13 protein-coding genes and 1 pseudogene are annotated in these 18,355 nt (G+C 70.9%); 7 read left to right on the forward strand and 7 right to left on the reverse strand.

What is annotated here, in order from left to right; genetic code table 11:
- Positions 1-98 precede the first annotated feature (98 nt).
- A complete protein-coding gene (locus IF64_RS0118395; RefSeq protein ID WP_030533382.1) occupies positions 99-1,316 on the forward strand; it encodes a thiolase family protein in 1,218 nt (405 codons plus the stop codon).
- Positions 1,313-3,421: a 3-hydroxyacyl-CoA dehydrogenase NAD-binding domain-containing protein gene (locus IF64_RS0118400; protein WP_030533383.1), complete on the forward strand. Its 2,109-nt coding sequence runs from the start codon at positions 1,313-1,315 to the stop codon at positions 3,419-3,421. The genes IF64_RS0118395 and IF64_RS0118400 overlap by 4 nt, the downstream gene beginning before the upstream one ends.
- 83 nt (positions 3,422-3,504) lie before the next feature.
- On the opposite strand, the gene IF64_RS0118405 is transcribed toward IF64_RS0118400, so the two are convergent.
- Positions 3,505-5,385: a C69 family dipeptidase gene (locus IF64_RS0118405; protein ID WP_145600343.1), complete on the reverse strand. Its 1,881-nt coding sequence runs from the start codon at positions 5,383-5,385 to the stop codon at positions 3,505-3,507.
- 269 nt (positions 5,386-5,654) lie between these two features.
- On the opposite strand from IF64_RS0118405, the gene IF64_RS26205 reads away from it, so the two are divergent.
- Positions 5,655-6,398 (forward strand): peptidoglycan-binding domain-containing protein, encoded by a 744-nt coding sequence (locus tag IF64_RS26205; RefSeq protein ID WP_051757976.1) that lies wholly within the window; start codon positions 5,655-5,657, stop codon positions 6,396-6,398.
- Between the two features lie 38 nt (positions 6,399-6,436).
- Here the strand turns inward: IF64_RS26205 and IF64_RS0118415 are convergent, their stop codons facing one another.
- The 4 genes and pseudogenes from IF64_RS0118415 to IF64_RS0118430 all read right to left on the reverse strand — a co-directional run bounded on the left by IF64_RS0118415 (position 6,437) and on the right by IF64_RS0118430 (position 11,321).
- On the reverse strand, positions 6,437-7,573 hold the full coding sequence (locus tag IF64_RS0118415; RefSeq protein ID WP_030533385.1) for a sensor histidine kinase: 1,137 nt from the start codon (positions 7,571-7,573) through the stop codon (positions 6,437-6,439).
- 123 nt (positions 7,574-7,696) lie between these two features.
- Positions 7,697-8,380 (reverse strand): annotated as a pseudogene (locus IF64_RS0118420) (response regulator transcription factor); the annotation flags it as partial.
- A 159-nt stretch (positions 8,381-8,539) separates the two neighbouring features.
- Positions 8,540-10,516: a 1-deoxy-D-xylulose-5-phosphate synthase gene (gene dxs / locus IF64_RS0118425; RefSeq protein ID WP_030533387.1), complete on the reverse strand. Its 1,977-nt coding sequence runs from the start codon at positions 10,514-10,516 to the stop codon at positions 8,540-8,542.
- Between the two features lie 94 nt (positions 10,517-10,610).
- On the reverse strand, positions 10,611-11,321 hold the full coding sequence (locus tag IF64_RS0118430; protein ID WP_246134699.1) for a FadR/GntR family transcriptional regulator: 711 nt from the start codon (positions 11,319-11,321) through the stop codon (positions 10,611-10,613).
- Between the two features lie 161 nt (positions 11,322-11,482).
- Between IF64_RS0118430 and IF64_RS0118435 the strand changes: the two genes are divergently transcribed.
- Both IF64_RS0118435 and IF64_RS0118440 read left to right on the forward strand, forming a co-directional pair.
- Entirely contained in the window at positions 11,483-12,040 is a 558-nt protein-coding gene (locus IF64_RS0118435; RefSeq protein ID WP_030533389.1) for a gluconokinase, read from the forward strand.
- A 37-nt stretch (positions 12,041-12,077) separates the two neighbouring features.
- On the forward strand, positions 12,078-13,466 hold the full coding sequence (locus IF64_RS0118440) for a GntP family permease (RefSeq protein WP_030533390.1): 1,389 nt from the start codon (positions 12,078-12,080) through the stop codon (positions 13,464-13,466).
- Positions 13,467-13,575: 109 nt separating this feature from the next.
- Here IF64_RS0118440 and IF64_RS0118445 read toward each other — a convergent pair whose 3' ends face one another.
- Both IF64_RS0118445 and IF64_RS0118450 read right to left on the reverse strand, forming a co-directional pair.
- On the reverse strand, positions 13,576-14,757 hold the full coding sequence (locus IF64_RS0118445) for a class I SAM-dependent RNA methyltransferase (protein WP_030533391.1): 1,182 nt from the start codon (positions 14,755-14,757) through the stop codon (positions 13,576-13,578).
- A 19-nt stretch (positions 14,758-14,776) separates the two neighbouring features.
- Positions 14,777-16,834 (reverse strand): APC family permease, encoded by a 2,058-nt coding sequence (locus IF64_RS0118450; protein ID WP_030533392.1) that lies wholly within the window; start codon positions 16,832-16,834, stop codon positions 14,777-14,779.
- Between the two features lie 186 nt (positions 16,835-17,020).
- Between IF64_RS0118450 and IF64_RS0118455 the strand changes: the two genes are divergently transcribed.
- Together IF64_RS0118455 and IF64_RS0118460 are read left to right on the forward strand one after the other, a co-directional pair.
- Positions 17,021-17,686, forward strand: coding sequence for a potassium channel family protein (locus IF64_RS0118455; RefSeq protein WP_030533393.1), 666 nt, complete (start codon positions 17,021-17,023; stop codon positions 17,684-17,686).
- Positions 17,687-18,343, forward strand: coding sequence for a potassium channel family protein (locus IF64_RS0118460; protein ID WP_030533394.1), 657 nt, complete (start codon positions 17,687-17,689; stop codon positions 18,341-18,343).
- Positions 18,344-18,355 lie beyond the last annotated feature (12 nt).

Below are 18,355 nucleotides of genomic sequence, written 5' to 3' on the forward strand. Positions count from 1 at the left end.
CCTGCACGATCCCAGGAAGCGGGACTACCATCGCGGTTACCGGCCGGTAACAAAGGCGTCGGCCGGGTCTCGAGTTCCCACTTCCCGAAGGAGCACCCGTGTCCGCACCCGCGCGCACCGTTGCCTTCGTCGACGGGGTACGAACCCCCTTCGGCAAGGCGGGCGACAAGGGCATCTACGCCAACACGCGGGCCGACGATCTGGTCGTCAAGGTCATCCGCGAGCTGCTGCGCCGCCACCCCGAGCTTCCGCCGGAGCGCGTCGACGACGTCGCGATCGCCGCGACCACGCAGATCGGTGACCAGGGCCTGACCATCGGCCGCACCGCCGCCCTGCTGGCCGGCCTGCCGAAGTCCGTCCCCGGCTACTCGATCGACCGCATGTGCGCAGGCGCCATGACCGCCGTCACCTCGGTGGCGGGTGGCATCGCCTTCGGCGCCTACGACGTCGCGATCGCCGGCGGCGTCGAGCACATGGGCAGGCACCCGATGGGTGAGGGCGTGGACCCGAACCCGCGGTTCATGTCCGACAAGATCGTCGACCCGTCCGCGCTGGTGATGGGCCAGACCGCGGAGAACGTCCACGACCGCTTCCCCGCCATCACCAAGGAGCGCTGCGACGCCTACGCCGTGCGCAGCCAGGAGCGCTACGCCGACGCCGTCAAGGCCGGCAAGATCGGCCCCGAGTTCGTGCCGGTCGCCACCCGCCACCCCGAGCTGGGCTGGGGCCTGGCCACCGAGGACGAGCCGCCGCGCCCGGGCACCACGATGGAGAGCCTGGCCGGTCTCAAGACTCCGTTCCGTCCGCACGGCCGGGTCACCGCGGGCAACGCCGCCGGCCTGAACGACGGTGCCACCGGTGCGCTGCTGGCGGGCGAGGACACCGCTCGCGAGCTGGGTCTGCCGGTCGGCATGCGCATGGTGGGTTACTCCTTCGCAGGCGTCGAGCCCGAGGTGATGGGTATCGGCCCGGTCCCGGCGACCGAGAAGGCACTCGCGCGTGCCGGACTGTCCATCTCGGACATCGGACTGTTCGAGATCAACGAGGCGTTCGCCGTCCAGGTGCTGTCCTTCCTGGACCACTTCGGCATCGACGACGAGGACCCGCGGGTCAACCAGTGGGGCGGCGCGATCGCCTGCGGTCACCCGCTCGCGTCGTCGGGCGTGCGGCTGATGACCCAGCTGTCGCGTCAGTTCGCCGAGCGCCCCGACGTGCGCTACGGCATGACGACCATGTGCATCGGGATCGGCATGGGCGGAACCGTCATCTGGGAGAACCCGCACTTCAACGGCAACAACGGGGAGGGCGACAAGTGATTTCCGCCGAGCAGGCCGCGCAGGCCTTTCCCGACGAGGTCGTCACCCGCGCCGTGACGCGCCTGGTCTCCGTGCCCGGTCTCGACAAGCCGGTCGCGCTCATCACGATCGACAACGGCCACGACCACACGCGCCCGTCCACGTTCGGCCCGCAGAGCCTGGTGAGCCTCGCGGCCGCGTTCGACGAGGCGGCCGCGTCCGACCCGGCCGCAATCGCGGTGACCGGCAAGCCGTTCGTGTTCGCCGTGGGCGCCGATCTGTCCGGTGTGGAGCAGGTGTCCGATCCCGAGCTGGCCCGCCAGATCGCGCAGACCGGCCACGACGTGTTCCGCAAGTTCACCGAGTCGCCGGTGCCGACGTTCGCCTTCGTCAACGGGGCGGTGATGGGCGGCGGGCTCGAACTCGCGCTGTCGTGCCACTACCGCACGATGGCCGACAACGTCGCCGCCATCGCCCTTCCCGAGGTCTTCCTCGGCCTGTTCCCGGGGTGGGGCGGCACGCAGTTGCTGCCGAACCTCGCCGGACCGGACGCCGCCGTGTCGGTGATCATCGAGAACGCGCTCAACCAGAACAAGATGCTCAAGCCGAAGCAGGCCGCCGAGCTGGGCATCACCGACGAGCTGCTGCCCTCGGCCGATTACCTCGAGCAGTCGCTGCTGTGGCTGGCGAAGGTCGTCCGCGGGGAGGTCACGCCCGCCCGCAGGGAGATCGACCGCGGCGACGAGTGGGACGCGGCCATGGCCAGGGCGAAGGCCGTCGTGGCCGGCAAGACGAAGGGCGCCTCGCCCGGCGCGGAGAAGGCCCTCGAACTGCTGGAGCTGGCCCGTACCGCGGACCTCGAGTCCGGCTACGCCGCCGAGACGGAGGCCCTGGCCGAGCTCCTGATGTCGGATTCGCTGCGGGCCGGGCTGTACTCGTTCAACCTCGTCAACAAGCGGGCGAAGAAGCCCGCGGGCGCACCGGACAAGTCGCTGGCGCGGCAGGTCGGCAAGGTGGGCATCGTCGGCGCGGGCCTGATGGCCAGCCAGCTGGCGCTGCTGTTCGTCCGCAGGCTGAAGGTTCCGGTCGTGCTCACCGACGTCGACCAGGAGCGCGTCGACAAGGGCGTGTCCTATGTGCACACCGAGATCGACAAGCTGCTCGACAAGAAGCGCATCGGGCAGGACGAGGCGAACCGGTTGAAGGCGCTGGTGTCCGGGTCGCTGGACAAGGCGGCGTTCGCGGACGCGGGCTTCGTCATCGAGGCGGTCTTCGAGGACATGGGTGTCAAGCGCCAGGTGTTCGCCGAGGTCGAGCAGCACGTCTCGCCCGAGTGCGTGCTGGCGACCAACACCTCGTCGCTGTCGATCACGCAGATGGCCGCCGAGCTCGAGCACCCGGAACGGGTCGTCGGCTTCCACTTCTTCAACCCGGTCGCGGTGCTGCCGCTGCTGGAGATCGTGCGCGGGGAGAAGACCGACGACGCGACCCTGGCGACGGCGTTCTCGGTCGGCAAGCAGCTGAAGAAGTCGAGCGTGCTGGTCAAGGACGCGCCCGCCTTCGTGGTGAATCGAGTGCTGACGCGGTTCCTCGGCGAGGTGCTGGCGACCGTGGACGAGGGCACGCCGTTCGACGTGGCCGACGCGGCGCTCGACCCGCTGGGCCTGCCGATGTCGCCGATGACGTTGCTGCAGCTGGTCGGCCCGCCGGTGGCGCTGCACGTGGCCGAGACGATGCACGAGGCCTTCCCTGACCGGTTCGGGGTGAGCGACAACCTCAAGCGGTTCGTCGAGGCGGGCAAGTCCGCCGTGTGGCAGTGGGACTCGTCCGGCGCGCAGACCGTCGACCCCGAGGTCGCCGAGCTGTGGCAGCAGGGCGATGCTCCGTCGACGGCCGAGCAGGTGCGCGACCGCGCACTGGCCGCGTTGGCTGAGGAGATCCGCATCATGCTCGACGAGGGTGTGGTCGCCGAGGCGCAGGACATCGACCTGTGCATGATCCTCGGCGCCGGGTGGCCGTTCTGGCTGGGTGGCATCACCCCGTACCTGGACCGTGCGGGCGTGTCGGAGAAGGTCGCCGGCAAGCCCTTCCTCGCTCCGGGCGTGGCGTCGGTCCCCACGGCGTGAGGTGAACCGACCACGGTGGGGCCGTGGACAGCCGCCCACGGCCCCACCGTATTGGTCGTTATACGAAGATCCGGTTCAGCCGGTCAGCCTCCGGAATTCTCCAACCGTTCCCAGGCACGCTCGACCTGGGAGCGCACTCCGGCTCCGTTCCCACTGTTGCCGGGGGCGGCCTCCTGCACGGCGCGCAGGAACTCCTCCTTCGACACCTGCGACAGCGGAAGCGGCAGCGAACCGGCCCGAGCGGCGTAGGCACCGTGCTCACGCGGGAAGTCGTCGAGCCCCTCGCGATAGCAGAACGAGATCCCGTCGGCGTCGCCTTCGAGGCCTCCGCCGCGGTTCATGCTCTGACTCTCCGGCCGCGCGGTCTCCCCGGGCAAGTCACGTCCGGACGGCATTCGGATGCCGAACTTCTCGCGCGTCTGGTCCTCCACGGCGCCGACGAGGCGGTCGCCGAGTCGCAGACCGTCGGCCAGCCGGCCTCCCACGTAGTCGGTGAGATATCGCTCGGCGTCGCCGGTCCGTCCCGCCGCGTACGCCCGCGCGGCCCTGCCGGCGACGCGGTCCTGTTCGGACAGCAGCTCGTCCTCGAACCTCTCGATCTCGGCCGTCACCGGCTTGTAGAACGTCTCCGGATGCTCACAGGTGTGATACATGAGCCGCTTGAACGTCCTGGTCGCGTACTCGGTCGCCTCGAGTGGCGCGTAGTCGGCCGCGATGTGCGTGGACGCGGTCTCGCTGGTCAGGTACCGGTGCTGCTTGAACTCCGGCGGCACGTCCCTGGCTCCGATGTAGACCGGCACGTACGGGGTGGTGACCGCTCCCGTGACCGCCGTCCACAGTGCGTTCAGTCCCTTGTGGTCGGGATCGGACAGCTGCGCGACCTGTCCGTAGCCAGCGCGGTCGTGCGACCAGCGCGGATCACGCACGTAGGCCAGCATGTCCTCGAGCGAGACCGGTCCGAGGTCCTCGGCCAGTTCGCGCTCGAGCTCACCCTGCACGTTGGCTCCCCACGGGTGCGTGGGGGTGACCTCGCGTTCGTTCGGCTGCCAGCCGCCGTAGACGGCCTGCGGGTCGAACTCGTCCTGTGTGGACGGATCGAACCAGCCCTGCTCGGTGGCGTAGTCGATGAAGTTGTCGGAGGCGAGGAACTCGTCGGGCCGGTCCTGGTAGTCCAGCGGCAGCGGGTCGAGGTAGCCGGGATAGGACACCCGGGCCTCGTCCGGGCCGAGTCGCTGCGCGGCCCACAGCCCCTGACTTCCGCCGTAGTTGACGAGGACCCAGCCCTCGTTCTCGTCGGCGAACAGGTGCGAGTTGCCGCCGTAGGTGGAGAACCCGTACTTGTCGATCAGCCCGCCGACGATCTCCACGGCCTCACGCGCGCTCGTCGCCCGTTCCATGGCGATGCGCGACAGGTCGCTGTAGTTGGGACCGGTCTGCGGGTTGTCGGTCTTGTCGAGCAGGCGGTCGCTGGTCGGCGACCACACGTCGCGGGCCGCGACGCCGTGCTCGTTGAGCCCGCCGTTGGTCAGCGGTGCGGGAAACCCGGCGAACTCGGAGTAGTTGGAGGAGATGTACTTCGCGGTGCGCCGGGCCTGTGGGATCTCGGTGAGCTCGCCCGGATAGTCGGCGTCCTCGGTCACCCCGACCGTCGTCGTGGCGCCCTCGTCGAAGCGGCGCTCGGGCACGATCTCCAACCAGTGGCTCGACGGCTCGTGTCCGAACCCGCCGAGCAGTGTCGCACCGTCCTCGGTCAGGTTCTTGCCGACGTAGAACGCGATGCTCTTCGTCGGTGCATCCGGCCGTGGCAGCGCGTGGCCCCCGTCGGCGACGGGACTGCCGGGGGCCGAGCCGGCCGCGGAGCTCGGCACGACCACGAGCCCGGCCGCCACCAGCACACTGAGCGCCGCTCCGGCGCACCGTTTCACCATCCGCGGGCGCCGATGGCCCGCTGCTGTCGTACGCACGATGGTTCCTTCCTCTCGGCGAACGTCCCGAGGAAGTTAGCAATGCGTACAAATGAAACCGAGCGGAATACTCCGTCCGTGCGACCCAGAACCGTCACACTGACACGGAGTGCGAGGAGTCGTTCACCGCAGGCACACGGCGGCCGCGTATAGGTCGTTATACGAGGCAGGTACGACGCCTGCCCGTCGCTGGTTACCAGAAACAACCGGTTTAGCCGCCCTGCCCAGGGACATCCTGGGATTCAACCGACAGGACCGGGGGTGGACCGATGGAACGTCGACACCTGGCGGCGGGCGCCGCACTGGCTCTCGTGGCCGTCGTCGGGTGCACCAAGGACGACCGGCAGACGCCCGAACATGCAGGCGGCGCTGCGCCGCCCAGGACCTCGGACGCGTTCGAGGAGTACCGCAGGCAGGTCAACAAGGCCGGCGGCGACGAACACGGCCGGCCCATACCGGCCGATGACACGGCACGCCAGGAGTTCCACGCGGGCAAGGCGGCTCTCTGCCGGATGTCGAAAGCCGACCTGCAAACCCTCAAGGACATGAGCGGTTTCGCGGATTTTCCGGCCGAGGGCCGGGAGTCACTGGAGGCACGAAAACAGCAGGCGCAGCGGCTGGCGAACCTGATCGGCGCCATGTGGGAGTACGGATGCGGAAACGGCCACGACGACGAGCTGTACCGCCCTCGTGCCGTGACGAACGACCCGATCGAACCCATGCCCGATCTGTCCATCCCGGAGCCTCCCTCGGACTGGCCTGCGCCTGCCGAGGGTCAGCCATGGCCGGACTGGCCGGGCGCCGTGTACACCCTCGGCGACTGCGACCCGGCTCTGCGTGCCTGGCAGCTACGGATGAACGTGTACGGCTACGACTTCGAGGGGACCGGCTGCTACGGCGAGAAGACCGAGGCTGCGGTGCTCGATCTGCAAGCCGCCAACGGGCTGCCGACCTCCGGCAAGCTCGGGCCGGAAACCTGGAACTCCGCATGGGTGGGCGTGGCGCCGAGGTAAGACTGTTCCGGGGCGGAAGCCGACTCGACCACGGGGACTCAGGTAGCGGCCGGCAGGTGCACCGTGACCGACAGGCCGCCGCCCACCACCGGCTCGGCGGAGACCGTGCCGCGGTGCGCCTCGGCGGCCGCGCGCACGATCGACAGGCCCAGTCCCGCGCCCGACCGTGCCGTCCTCGCGACCCCGGCCCTGCGGAACGGCTCGAACAGCTCCGTGACCGTGCCGGGGTCCAGCAGCGGACCCGAGGAGCGCACCGTCAACGCCGTGCGCCGCTCCCCCGCCGCGGTCGTGACCTCGATCCAGCCCCCGTCGACGTTGTGCCGCACGGCGTTCTCCAGCAGGTTCCCCGCGACCCGTTCGAGCAGCGCCGCATCGCCGGTCGTCGCCGCGGGCGCGAGGCGCAGGTCGATACCCAGTTCACGGCGTGCGGCCTCCGCCTCGACCGCGCTCCAGGCGCGCTGGACCACCTCGGACAGCTCGACCCGCTCGGTGAGCACGAGCCCGGCCCCGTCGGTGCGCGCGAGCAGCAACAGCGAGGAGACGAGCCGTTCGGCGCGTTCGGTCGCGTCGCGCACCACCTCGGCCATGCGGCGCAGCTCGGCCTCGTCGGCGTCCTCATCGGACAGTGTGACGTCGAGTTCGGTGCGGATGACCGACAACGGGGTCCGCAACTCGTGACTCGCATTGGCCACGAAGTGCCGCTGCGCGTCGAACGCCGACTGCAGACGGTCCAGCATCGCGTCGATCGTGCGCGCCAGCTGTGCCAGCTCGTCGCGTGTGGACACCTCACCGATGCGCTCGCCCATGGACTCGCCGGACAACCGCTCGGCGGTGTCGGTGATGTCGCGCAGCGGCTGCAGGACCCGCGAGGTGAACGTCCACGCCAGGATGCCGGCGGCGGCCACGACGAAACAGAACGCGATCCCACCGGCGACCACGACCCGGCCACGTGCCTGGTCCCGCAGGTGCTCGGCGAGATCCGCCGCCTTCACGTGCACCCCGTCGACCTCGACGATCGTGCCGGGCGGCAACTGGGGAACCCCGGCCACGGCGTCACCGACCAACGTCCACGCGAGCCACAGCAACAACGCGCTGACGATCGCGACGAGCACCGTCGCGAGGATCGTGATACGGGCGCGGAGACCGCGCGCCGGGATTCCCGTACGTCCGAGCACTTACGTCAGTGAACCGGACTCCGACGACGACCCCGCGCCGCCCTCTGCAGTACCGCCCTCTGCCGTGCCGCCGGTGCCCGCCACGTCGGTGCCGCCCGTGGCCGCTGCGTCGAGGTCGGAGCCGGATTCGGACGCCTCACCCGCGGCCGCGCCCGGGACGCGGTAGCCCGAGCCCACCACCGTTTCGATCACGCCCGGCTCACCGAGCTTCTTGCGCAAGGTCATCACCGTGACCCGCACCGTGGTCGTGAACGGATCGGCGTTCTCGTCCCACACCCGCTCGAGCAGGTCCTCGCTGCTGACCACGGCCCCACCGGCCGACAGCAGCACCTCCAGGACGCCGAACTCCTTGCGGGTCAGGTCGACGGGCTCGCCGCCGCGGTGCACCGTCCTGCGCGACGGGTCCAGCTCGATGTCGCCCGCCGTCAGCACCGGCGGCGCCGCGGGCGTGGCGCGCCTGCCCAGGGCGCGCACCCGCGCCACCAGTTCGGGGAAGGCGAACGGCTTGGCGACGTAGTCGTCGGCGCCCAGGGAGAGCCCTTCGACCCGTTCGGACACGGCCGTGCTCGCGGTGAGCATCAGCACGCGCGTCAGCTCGCCCGACTGCACGATCTCCCGGCACAGGTCGTCGCCCGACATACCGGGCAGATCGCGGTCGAGCAGCACGACGTCGTACCGCGTCACCGACGCCTTCTCGTGTCCGTCGTCGCCGTCGAACGCCACGTCGACGGCCATCCCTTCACGGCGCAGCCCGCGAGCGATCGCCTCGGCGAGCGGCGCCTCGTCCTCTACTACCAAAACGCGCACGTCGACCACGGTGCCATAGATTCCTGAGAGCTTCCTGGGATCGTCGGTCCGCGCGATCCATTTCGGACGTGCGGGCCGACGTGCCCACGACCGCACCCGGCCCGAGCCCGCAGCCCGAACCCACAGTCCGAGCCCGAACCCACAGTCCCGGTCGTCCCGTCAGTCCCGCGCGCCGTCGGCGGCGTCGGCCGCATCGGCGGTGTCGGACACGCCGAGCCTGCCCGCGGCCCATTCGGTGACCTTCCTGGCCACGTCCTGCGCGGTCAACCCCACCCCGGCCAGCACCTCGTCGCGGCTGCCGTGCTCGTGGAAGCGCTGCGGCACCGCCAGATCGCGCAGGGGCACGTCGCAGTCGGCGTCGCGCAACGCGGCGGCCAGCGCCGAGCCGAACCCGCCGTGCCTGCCGCTGTCCTCCACGGTGACGACGAGCCGGTGCCCGCGAGCCATCGCGACGAGCTCCTCCGGCACGGGCACGACCCACCGGGGGTCGACGACCGTGACGTCGATGCCCTGGTCGGAGAGCCGGCGCGCGGCCTCCAGACCCAGACCGGCGAACGCCCCGACCGACACCAGGAGCACGTCGGCACCCTGGTCCTGCTGCGGAGCGTGCCCGTTGTCCGTGCTCGCGACGTGCCCGGAGGATCCGCCCCGGCGCAGCACGTCCACCGTGCCGACCCGGTCGACCGCAGGCACCGACTCGACGACGCCGCCCTTGGAGAAGCGCAGCGCCGTCGGCCCGTCCGACACGGCGACGGCCTCGTTCAGCTCCTCGCGCAGCGTCTCGGCGTCGCGCGGCGCGGCGACCCGCATGCCGGGCACGAGCCCCAACAGCGACAGATCCCACATGCCGTGGTGGCTGGCGCCGTCCGGGCCGGTGATGCCGGCACGGTCCAGCACGAGCGTCACGGGCAGCCGGTGCAGGGCCACGTCCATCAGCGTCTGGTCGAAGGCCCGGTTGAGGAACGTCGAGTACACCGCGACCACCGGGTGGCGCCCGTCCATCGCCAGGCCTGCCGCCGACGTCACCGCGTGCTGTTCGGCGATCCCCACGTCGAACCAGCGGTCCGGATAGGCCTCGGCGAACGTGTGCAGGCCGGTGGACCGCAGCATCGCCGCCGTGATCGCCACGACGTCCTCGCGGTCGGCGCCGATCCGGGTGAGTTCCTCGCCGAACACCGATGTCCAGCTCGGCCCCTTCGCCGGGGGCAGGCCGGTCTCCGGGTCGATCGGGTCGGTCTGGTGCATCTGGTCGGCCTCGTGGTTCACGGCGGGCTCGTAGCCGTGCCCCTTCTCCGTGGCGACGTGCACGATGACCGGGCCGCCGAAGCTCTTCGCGCTGTGCAGCGCCCGTTCCAGGGCGACGAGGTCGTGGCCGTCGACCGGGCCCAGGTACTTCAGGCCCAGGTCCGAGAACATGACCTGCGGGCTGAACGCGTCCTTGATGCCCGCCTTGGCCGCGTGCAACGCCGTGTAGAGCGGCTTGCCCACCACGGGCGTGTTCTGCAGCAGTTCCCTGCCCTCGTCCAGCAGGCGCTCGTAGCTGGGGCGCAACCGCAGCGAGGCGAGGTGCTCGGCGAACCCGCCGATGGTCGGCGAGTACGACCGGCCGTTGTCGTTGACGACGATCACGACCGGCAGGTCCGGCTGGGCCGCGATGTTGTTCAGCGCCTCCCAGCACATGCCGCCGGTGAGGGCACCGTCCCCGACGACCGCGACGGCGTGCCGGTCGGTCTGCCGGGCGAGCCGGAACGACTTGGCCAGCCCGTCGGCGTACGACAGCGCGGTCGAGGCGTGGCTGTTCTCGATGTGATCGTGCTCGCTCTCGGCGCGGGCCGGGTAGCCGGAGATGCCGCCGCGCTGGCGCAGGCCGTCGAACTCCTCCCGGCGGCCGGTCACGATCTTGTGCACGTACGACTGGTGGCCGACGTCGAACAGCAGCGGATCGCGCGGCGAGTCGAACACGCGGTGCAGCGCCAGCGTCAGCTCGACGACGCCGAGGTTGGGGCCCAGGTGCCCGCCGGCCCTGCGGACCTTGTCGACGAGGAACGTCCTGATCTCCTCGGCCAGAGCCACCGTCTGCTCGTGGTCCAGCCCCTTGAGATCCGCCGGTCCGTGCACGGACTCCAGCAACGTCACTCTCCACCTCATTCGCCGTCGGGTCAGTACTAGGTCGCGACCTAACCGCTCAGTCTAAAGAGGGACACCCGCGAGCCGGTGAGCGCGACCCGGCTCAGCCCCGCCCCCAGAGTGCCACCATCGCGTCCCGCACCTCGCCCAGCAGGTCCCGCATGGCGTCCTCGGCGTCCCGTTCGCGCCCCGCCGCGACCGCCGCCGCGACGCCTTCGTGCGCCTCGAGCGCCTCGGGCACGGGGTGGTGCGGCATCAGGCCCAGCTGGGTCCGGCCCCGCAGCACGACCGCGACGACGTCGGCGAGGGCGGTGAACATCTCGTTCCCGCTCGCCTCCAGCAGCAACGTGTGGAACGCGATGTCGACGTCGAGGAACTCCTCGAGCAGTCCCGCCTCGCCGAGCCTGCGCATCTCGCCACCCAGTTCGACGATCCGCGCGCGCTGCTGGTCCGCGGCGTTGCGAGCGGCGGCGCCCGCGGCAAGGGGTTCCACGGCGATGCGCAGCTCGGTCAGCGAGCGCAGCTGGGCGTCGCGTCCGCTGCCTGCCAGCCGCCACCAGATCACCCTGGGGTCGAAGACGTTCCACGCCGTCACCTCGCGCACGGTGATGCCGATCCGGCGACGGGACGACACGAGCCCCATGGATTCGAGGATGCGCATGGTCTCCCTGGCGACGGTCCTGGACACGCCGAAGCGGCCCTGGATGCCCTCCAGCGTCAGGGTGTCACCTGCCGCGAGCTCGCCGGCGGTGATCTCCCGGCCGATGGCGTCCAGCACGGTGCCGTGCCTGCTCTCGATCCCCTCCCTGCGCACGCTCGCCAGGCTAGCGGGCGGCCGCCTCGACGGGGCGCGATGACGGGCGGGTTCCATCGACGTCACCAATGGTGTTACCTTTCCCCGATCAAAGGTAGTATCTTTCCGTTCGCCCTGCTCGTGACGTCACGAGCGGCGGACACGTTCACCGAGGAGCGGCCATGCCTGCCACATGTCTGGTGGTGATGGGAGTGTCCGGCGCGGGCAAGAGCACCATCGCCGCCCGCCTCGCCGGCGAGCTCGGCTGGCCCATGGCCGAGGCCGACGAGTTCCATCCCGAGGCCAACATCGCCAAGATGTCGGCGGGCACGCCGCTGACCGACGCCGACCGCATGCCGTGGCTGCACACCATCCGCGCGTGGATCGACGAGCACGCGAGCAACGGCACGAGCGTCGTGGTGACCTGCTCGGCGCTCAAACGCACGTATCGCGACGTCCTCCGGCAGGCCACCGCGGACGTGCGCTTCGTCCACCTCAGCGGGACACCGGACACGGTCGGCGGCAGGCTGTCCGGCCGCTCCGGGCATTTCATGCCGCCCGCGTTGCTGGAGTCCCAGTTCGCCGACCTCGAGCCCCTGGCAGCCGACGAGGAGGGGCGCGACGCCGTCGCCGTCGACGTGACGGCCACGCCGGAGCAGATCACCGCGGAAGCGCTCGACCGGCTCGGGCTCCGGCCCGGATCCGCGGGCACGGCGCACGACACGGCCGACCTCGGCTGAACACGGCAACAACGACGCTGTCGGAAACGGAGCCGGTATGAACACCGACGAGTGGACACAAACGCTCGGTGCGGGACCACTGCTGGGCATCGCCGCGGCCGCCGTCGCCGTACTGCTGGTGCTGATCATCGGACTGCGCGTGCACGCCTTCCTGGCGCTCGTGTCGGTCAGCATCGCGACGGCCTTCGCCGCCGGCATCCCCGCCGGTTCGGTGATGGACACGCTGACCGACGGATTCGGCTCCACGCTCGCCGACGTCGCCCTCCTGGTGGGCCTCGGTGCCATGCTCGGGCGGCTGCTCGAGATCAGCGGCGGCGCACGCTCGCTCACCGACGCGCTGATCCGCCGCTTCGGCGAGAAGCGGGCCCCGCTGGCACTCGGCCTCGCCTCGCTGATCTTCGGTTTCCCGATCTTCTTCGACGCCGGGCTCGTCGTCATGCTGCCGATCGTGTTCTCCGTCGCGCGGCGCCTCGGCGGCGGCGTGCTGCGGTACGGACTTCCCGCGGCGGGCGCGTTCTCGGTGATGCACATCTACGTGCCCCCACATCCCGGGCCGGTCGCCGCCAGCGGCCTGCTCGGGGCGGACGTCGGGCTGGTGCTGCTGTTCGGCCTTCTCATCGCCGTGCCGACCTGGTACCTGACCAGCTACCTCTACGGCGTCATGATCGGCAAGCGCATCGCCCTTCCGGTGCCCGAGATCCTGCGCGGCGGGTCGGACACGGACGAGTCGGAGGAGAATCCGCCCCCGGCCTCGACCGTCATCGGCCTCTTGCTGATCCCCCTGGTGATGATCTTCGCCAACACCGGGCTCAGCACCGCCGGCGAGGCGGGCTGGATCGACGGCGACGCGGGCTGGGTGCAGGTCGCGCTCGCGCTCGGCTCGACCCCGGTGGCTCTGCTGGTGACCGTGTTCGTGGCCGGCTACGTGCTGGGCCCCCGCAGGGGCAGGCGGCAGAGCGTCGTCGAACGGCTGCTGGACTCCTCGCTCGGCCCGGTCTGCGCGATCATCCTCATCACCGGCGCGGGCGGCATGTTCGGCGCGGTGCTGCGCGCCAGCGGCATCGGCGACGCCCTGGCCGATGCCCTGTCCGACGTGGGCCTGCCGGTGTTCGTCGCCGCCTACGTGATCGCGACCGTGCTGCGCATCGCGCAGGGCTCGGCGACGGTCGCGCTGACCACGGCGGCGGGTCTGGTGCAGCCGCTCGTGATGGCGGGGGCGTTCTCCAACGTGGAAGTCGTCGCGATCGTGCTGGCACTGGCGGCCGGTTCGGTGACGGCCAGCCACGTCAACGACTCGGGCTTCTGGCTCGTCGGCCGGTTCTTCGAGATGGACACCAAGACGACGTTGAAGACGTGGACGGTCATGGAGACCACGATCGGCCTCGTCGGGTTCGGCTTCGCCTCGATCCTCTACCTGCTCGGCTAGCCGCGCCGGGGCGATCCGGCCCCTGGCCGGGGTTGCCGCATTCGACGTGGCGGTCCCGGCCAGGGCCGCCTGCGGCACCGGAGGAACACGCGGGCACGCGAGCGCCGACTCAGCGCTCCAGCAGGGCGATGCACTCCACGTGCTGGGTCATGGGGAACGCGTCGAACGCCCGCAGCGCACGCAGCCGGTACCCGTGACCGTCGAACGTGGCCACGTCGCGAGCCAGGGCCGCCGGATCGCACGCGACGTACACCACCCGCTCCGGGCCCGCGGCCGCGATCGCCCCGACCACGGCCGCACCCGCCCCCTTCCGCGGCGGGTCGAGCACGACGACGTCCGCCCGCGGCTCCACAGTGGACACGATCCGTTCCACCCGGCCGACCCGCCACCGCAGCTGCGGCAGATCGGCCAGAGTGGACTGTCCGTCCCGGACGGCCCTGCGGCCCGACTCGATCGCCAGCACCTGGCCGTCCGCACCGACCTGCTCGGCCAGTACCGAGGCGAACAGCCCGGCACCCGCGTACAGATCCCACACGCGGCCGCCGGACGGCGCGGCCGCCCACTCGGCCACGACCGCGGCGAACGTCTCCGCGGCCGCGGGATGCACCTGCCAGAAGCCGTGTGCCGCGACCCGCCACGTGCGACCTGCGGCACGTTCGACGGCCACCCCGCCCTGCAACTGCCGGGGACGGCCGCCCGGCCGGATCTCGGCCACGTGCACCGTCGACCGAGCGTCCTGGGTCACCTCGAACTCGGTGCCGGGACGTGCGCGTCTGTCCAGTCCGGCCGCCGCCGCGCCCTCCAGCGTGATGGGGCAGTCCTCGAGCGCGATCACGTCGTGGCTGCGGAGTGCGCGCAGGCCCGGCCTGCCGTCGCCGCCGGTCACGAACCGAGCGCGGCTGCGCCACCGAAGCGGCGAGTCGGCGAGCGGTTCGACCTCGACCGGCCACGACAGGCCGGCGAGACGTTCGAGCTGCTCGGCCACCACGTGGGCCTTCAACCGGCGCTGCGCCTCCGGCGAGGCGTGCTGCCAGTCGCAGCCGCCGCAGAGTCCCGGCCCGGCCACCGGGCACGGGGGCTGCACGCGGTCCGGCGACGCCTCCAGGACCTCGACGGCGTCCGCACGGCAGAACGACTTGCCCGTGTCCTCGGTGACGCGTGCCCGCACACGCTCGCCGGGCAGGGCGTGCCGGACGAACACCACGCGGCCCTCGGCGCGCGCCACACAGTGGCCACCGTGCGCGACGGCCCCGACCTCGAGGTCGAGTTCCCGGCCCGTCCAGTCCCCCACGTCGCTGCGGCTCACCGGTTCACCCGTCACCCTTCGGCCGGCCCGCGCCGGCTTCCCGACCGTCCTGACCGGACGGCCTGCTGTCGGTCAGTCCCCGCCGCACGTCGCCGGCGACCGGGCGCGGCGCGTCCGGATCGGTGCGGTGGGCCCGCTTCGAGGACTCCAGCTGCCACGGCACGCTGGTGACCATCACCCGCGACTGGAACAGCAGCCGGGTCTTCAGGCGCAGCGCGCTCTGGTTGTGCAGCACCTGCTCCCACCAACGCCCGACCACGTACTCGGGGATGAAGATCGTCACGACGTTGCGCGGGTTGTCGCCGCGCACCCGCTTGACGTAGTCGAGCACCGGCTTCGTGATCTCCCGGTACGGCGACTCGACCACCTTCAGCGGCACGGAGAACTTGCGCCGGTTCCACTCGTCGGTGAGCCTGCGGGTCTCGGTGTCGTCCACGTTGACCGTCACCGCTTCCAGGACGTCCGGCTTCGTCGCCTTCGCGTACGCCAGGGCGCGCAGGGTGGGCCGGTGCAGTTGGGACACGAGGACGATGGCGTGGTTGCGCGCGGGCAACGTCACCTCTTCGCCCTCGACCTCCTTGATCTCCTCGGCCACGTGGTCGTAGTGCCTGCGGATGCCCCGCATGAGCGCGTAGATCGCCGCCATCGCCACGATCGAGATCCACGCCCCCGCGAGGAACTTGGTGACCAGGACGATGACGAGCACGCACGCCGTCATGACCAGACCGAAGCCGTTGATCGTCTGCGCGCGCCGCATCTGCCTGCGCGCGTTCGGGTCGGTCTCCACCGCGAGCCTGCGGTTCCAGTGCCGGATCATCGCGCTCTGACTCAGCACGAACGAGACGAACACCCCGACGATGTACAGCTGGATCAGCTGGGTCACCTCGGCCTCGAACGCGATCACCAGCAGCACGGCGAGTCCGGCGAGGAACAGGATGCCGTTGCTGAACGCCAGCCGGTCGCCGCGGGTGTGCAGCTGCCGCGGCAGGAACCGGTCCTGGGCGAGGATCGAGGCCAGCACGGGGAAACCGTTGAAGGCCGTGTTGGCCGCCAGGACGAGGATCAGACCCGTGAAGAAGATGACGTACCAGACCGCGGGCGGGAAGCCGCCGAACACGGCACCGGCGAGCTGGGCCACGAGCGTTTTCTGTTCGTATCCCTCGGGCGCGCCGATGAGCTGGTGCGCCGGATCCTCGGCCATGATCGCGCCGGTGACGTTCGCCAGGAACAGCAGCCCGAGGAACATGGTGACCGCGAGCACGCCCATCAGCAGCAGGGTCGTGGCGGCGTTCTTGCCCTTCGGCTTGCGGAACGCGGGCACACCGTTGGCGATGGACTCGACCCCGGTCAGTGCGGCACTGCCGGAGGAGAAGGCGCGCAGCACGAGGAACACGAACGCCAGTCCCGCGAGGTGGTGTTCCTCGGCGACCAGCTCGAAGTCGGCGCTCTCGGCGCGCACCTCGTCGCCGAGGAACACCGTGCGCACGAAACCCCACACGATCATGCCGAGGATGCCGACGACGAACGCATAGGTCGGGATCGCGAACGCGGTCCCCGACTCCCGGACCCCGCGCAGGTTCATCGCGGCCAGCAGCACGATCGCCACCACCGCGAACATCACCTTGTGCTCGGCCACGAACGGCACGGCCGAACCGATGTTCGCCGCCGCGGCGGAGATCGACACGGCCACGGTGAGCACGTAGTCGACCAGCAGGGCGCAGGCCACCCCCAGGCCCCAGTTCGGGCCGTGGTTGACGGTCGCGACCTCGTAGTCACCGCCGCCGGAGGTGTAGGCCCGCACGTTCTGCCGGTACGAGGCGACGACGGCGGCCATCACCAGGGCGACGACGACACCGATCCACGGGCTGTAGACGTAGGCCGAGGCGCCCGCGATCGACAGGACGAGGAGGATCTCCTCGGGCGCGTAGGCCACGCTCGACATCGGGTCCGAAGCGAACACCGGCAGCGCGATGCGCTTCGGCAACCGGGTGTGCGCCAGCCGGTCGCTCCGGAACGGACGACCCAGCAGCAACCGTTTCGTCGCGGTGGCGAACTTGGACACCCGTGCAGGGTAATCACGGCCGGTGCGCGCTCCGCGCCCGCGGCCGCCGCACGTGCCCCGCACCACGGAGCCGCTCGCCACGCTCGGACCCGGTGGGGCCGCACTCGGCGGCCGACCGCGCCGACCTCCCGCGACACGGTAGGTTCTGCGCAGTCGCCGGTAACGCACAAGGAGGCATCAGGCACCGTGCACGTGGTGATCATGGGATGCGGCCGAGTGGGCGCGTCCCTGGCCGCCGCCCTCGAACGGCTCGGCCACGACGTCGCCGTGATCGACCGTGACCAGGAGGCGTTCCGCAGGCTCGGCAGCTCGTTCCACGGCCAGCAGGTCGTCGGCATGGGCTTCGACAGGGACGTGCTCGAGGAGGCGGGCATCGAGCGGGCGGGCGCGTTCGCGGCCGTCTCCAGCGGCGACAACTCCAACATCATCTCGGCCCGGGTGGCCAGGGAACTGTTCGGCATCGAGCACGTCGTCGCCCGCATCTACGACCACAAACGTGCCGCCGTCTACGAACGGCTCGGCATCCCCACGATCGCCACCGTGCCGTGGACGACCGACCGGTTCCTGCGCACGCTGCTGCCGGACGGGGTGGCCACGTCGTGGCGCGACCCGACCGGCACCGTGGCGTTGCTGCAACTACCGCTGCACGAGGGCTGGATCGGCCGCAGCGTCCGCGACATCGAACGCGCCGCAGGCGTGCGCGTGGCGTTCGTGATGCGGTTCGGCACCGGGGTGCTGCCCGAGGCCGGAACGGTCCTGCAGGCCGACGACGAGGTGTACGTCGCGGCACAGTCCGGCACGGTCGGGGACGTCACCGCCGTGGCCGCTCGCGCGCCCGAGGAGGACGACTAGATGCGCGTCGCGATCGCCGGCGCCGGCGCGGTGGGCCGCTCCATCGCCGCCGAGCTCATCGAGGCCGGTCACACCGTGCTGCTCATCGAGCGGCTGTCCCACCAGTTCACCCCCGAGGTCGTCGAGGAGGCCGAGTGGGTGCTCGGCGACGCCTGCGAGATGTCGACGCTCGAGGCGTCCGGCATCGAACGGTGCGACGTCGTCATCGCCGCGACCGGTGACGACAAGGCCAACCTCGTCCTGGCACTGCTCGCCAAGACCGAGTTCGCCGTCCGGCGCGTGGTGGCGCGGGTGAACAACCCGGCCAACGAATGGCTGTTCAACGAGAGCTGGGGTGTCGACGTGGCCGTCTCGACCCCGCGCATGCTCGCCGCGATGGTCGAGGAAGCCGTGAGCGTGGGCGACCTGGTGCGCCTGATGACGTTCCGCAAGAGCCAGGCGAACCTCGTCGAACTGACCCTGCCCGACGAGACGCCGCTCGCCGGGACCCCGGTGGAACGGCTCAACCTGCCGCGCGATGCCGCGCTCGTGGCGATCCTGCGGGGCGAGCGCGTGATCGTCCCGCAGCCGGACGACCCGGTCGAAGGCGGCGACGAGGTGCTGTTCGTCGCGCCCACCGAGGTGGAGCCGGAGCTGCGCGCGGCACTCGGCCGCTGACCGCGACGGTTC

This window comes from Prauserella rugosa, from assembly GCF_000719975.1.
Classification (GTDB): domain Bacteria; phylum Actinomycetota; class Actinomycetes; order Mycobacteriales; family Pseudonocardiaceae; genus Prauserella; species Prauserella rugosa.

Excerpts from the sequence above, each read along its gene's own strand:
- IF64_RS26205 (WP_051757976.1), top strand. The coding sequence starts at position 5,655 with ATGGAACGTCGACACCTGGCGGCGGGCGCCGCACTGGCTCTCGTGGCC.
- IF64_RS0118435 (WP_030533389.1), top strand. The coding sequence starts at position 11,483 with ATGCCTGCCACATGTCTGGTGGTGATGGGAGTGTCCGGCGCGGGCAAG.
- IF64_RS0118440 (WP_030533390.1), top strand. The coding sequence starts at position 12,078 with ATGAACACCGACGAGTGGACACAAACGCTCGGTGCGGGACCACTGCTG.
- IF64_RS0118460 (WP_030533394.1), top strand. The coding sequence starts at position 17,687 with ATGCGCGTCGCGATCGCCGGCGCCGGCGCGGTGGGCCGCTCCATCGCC.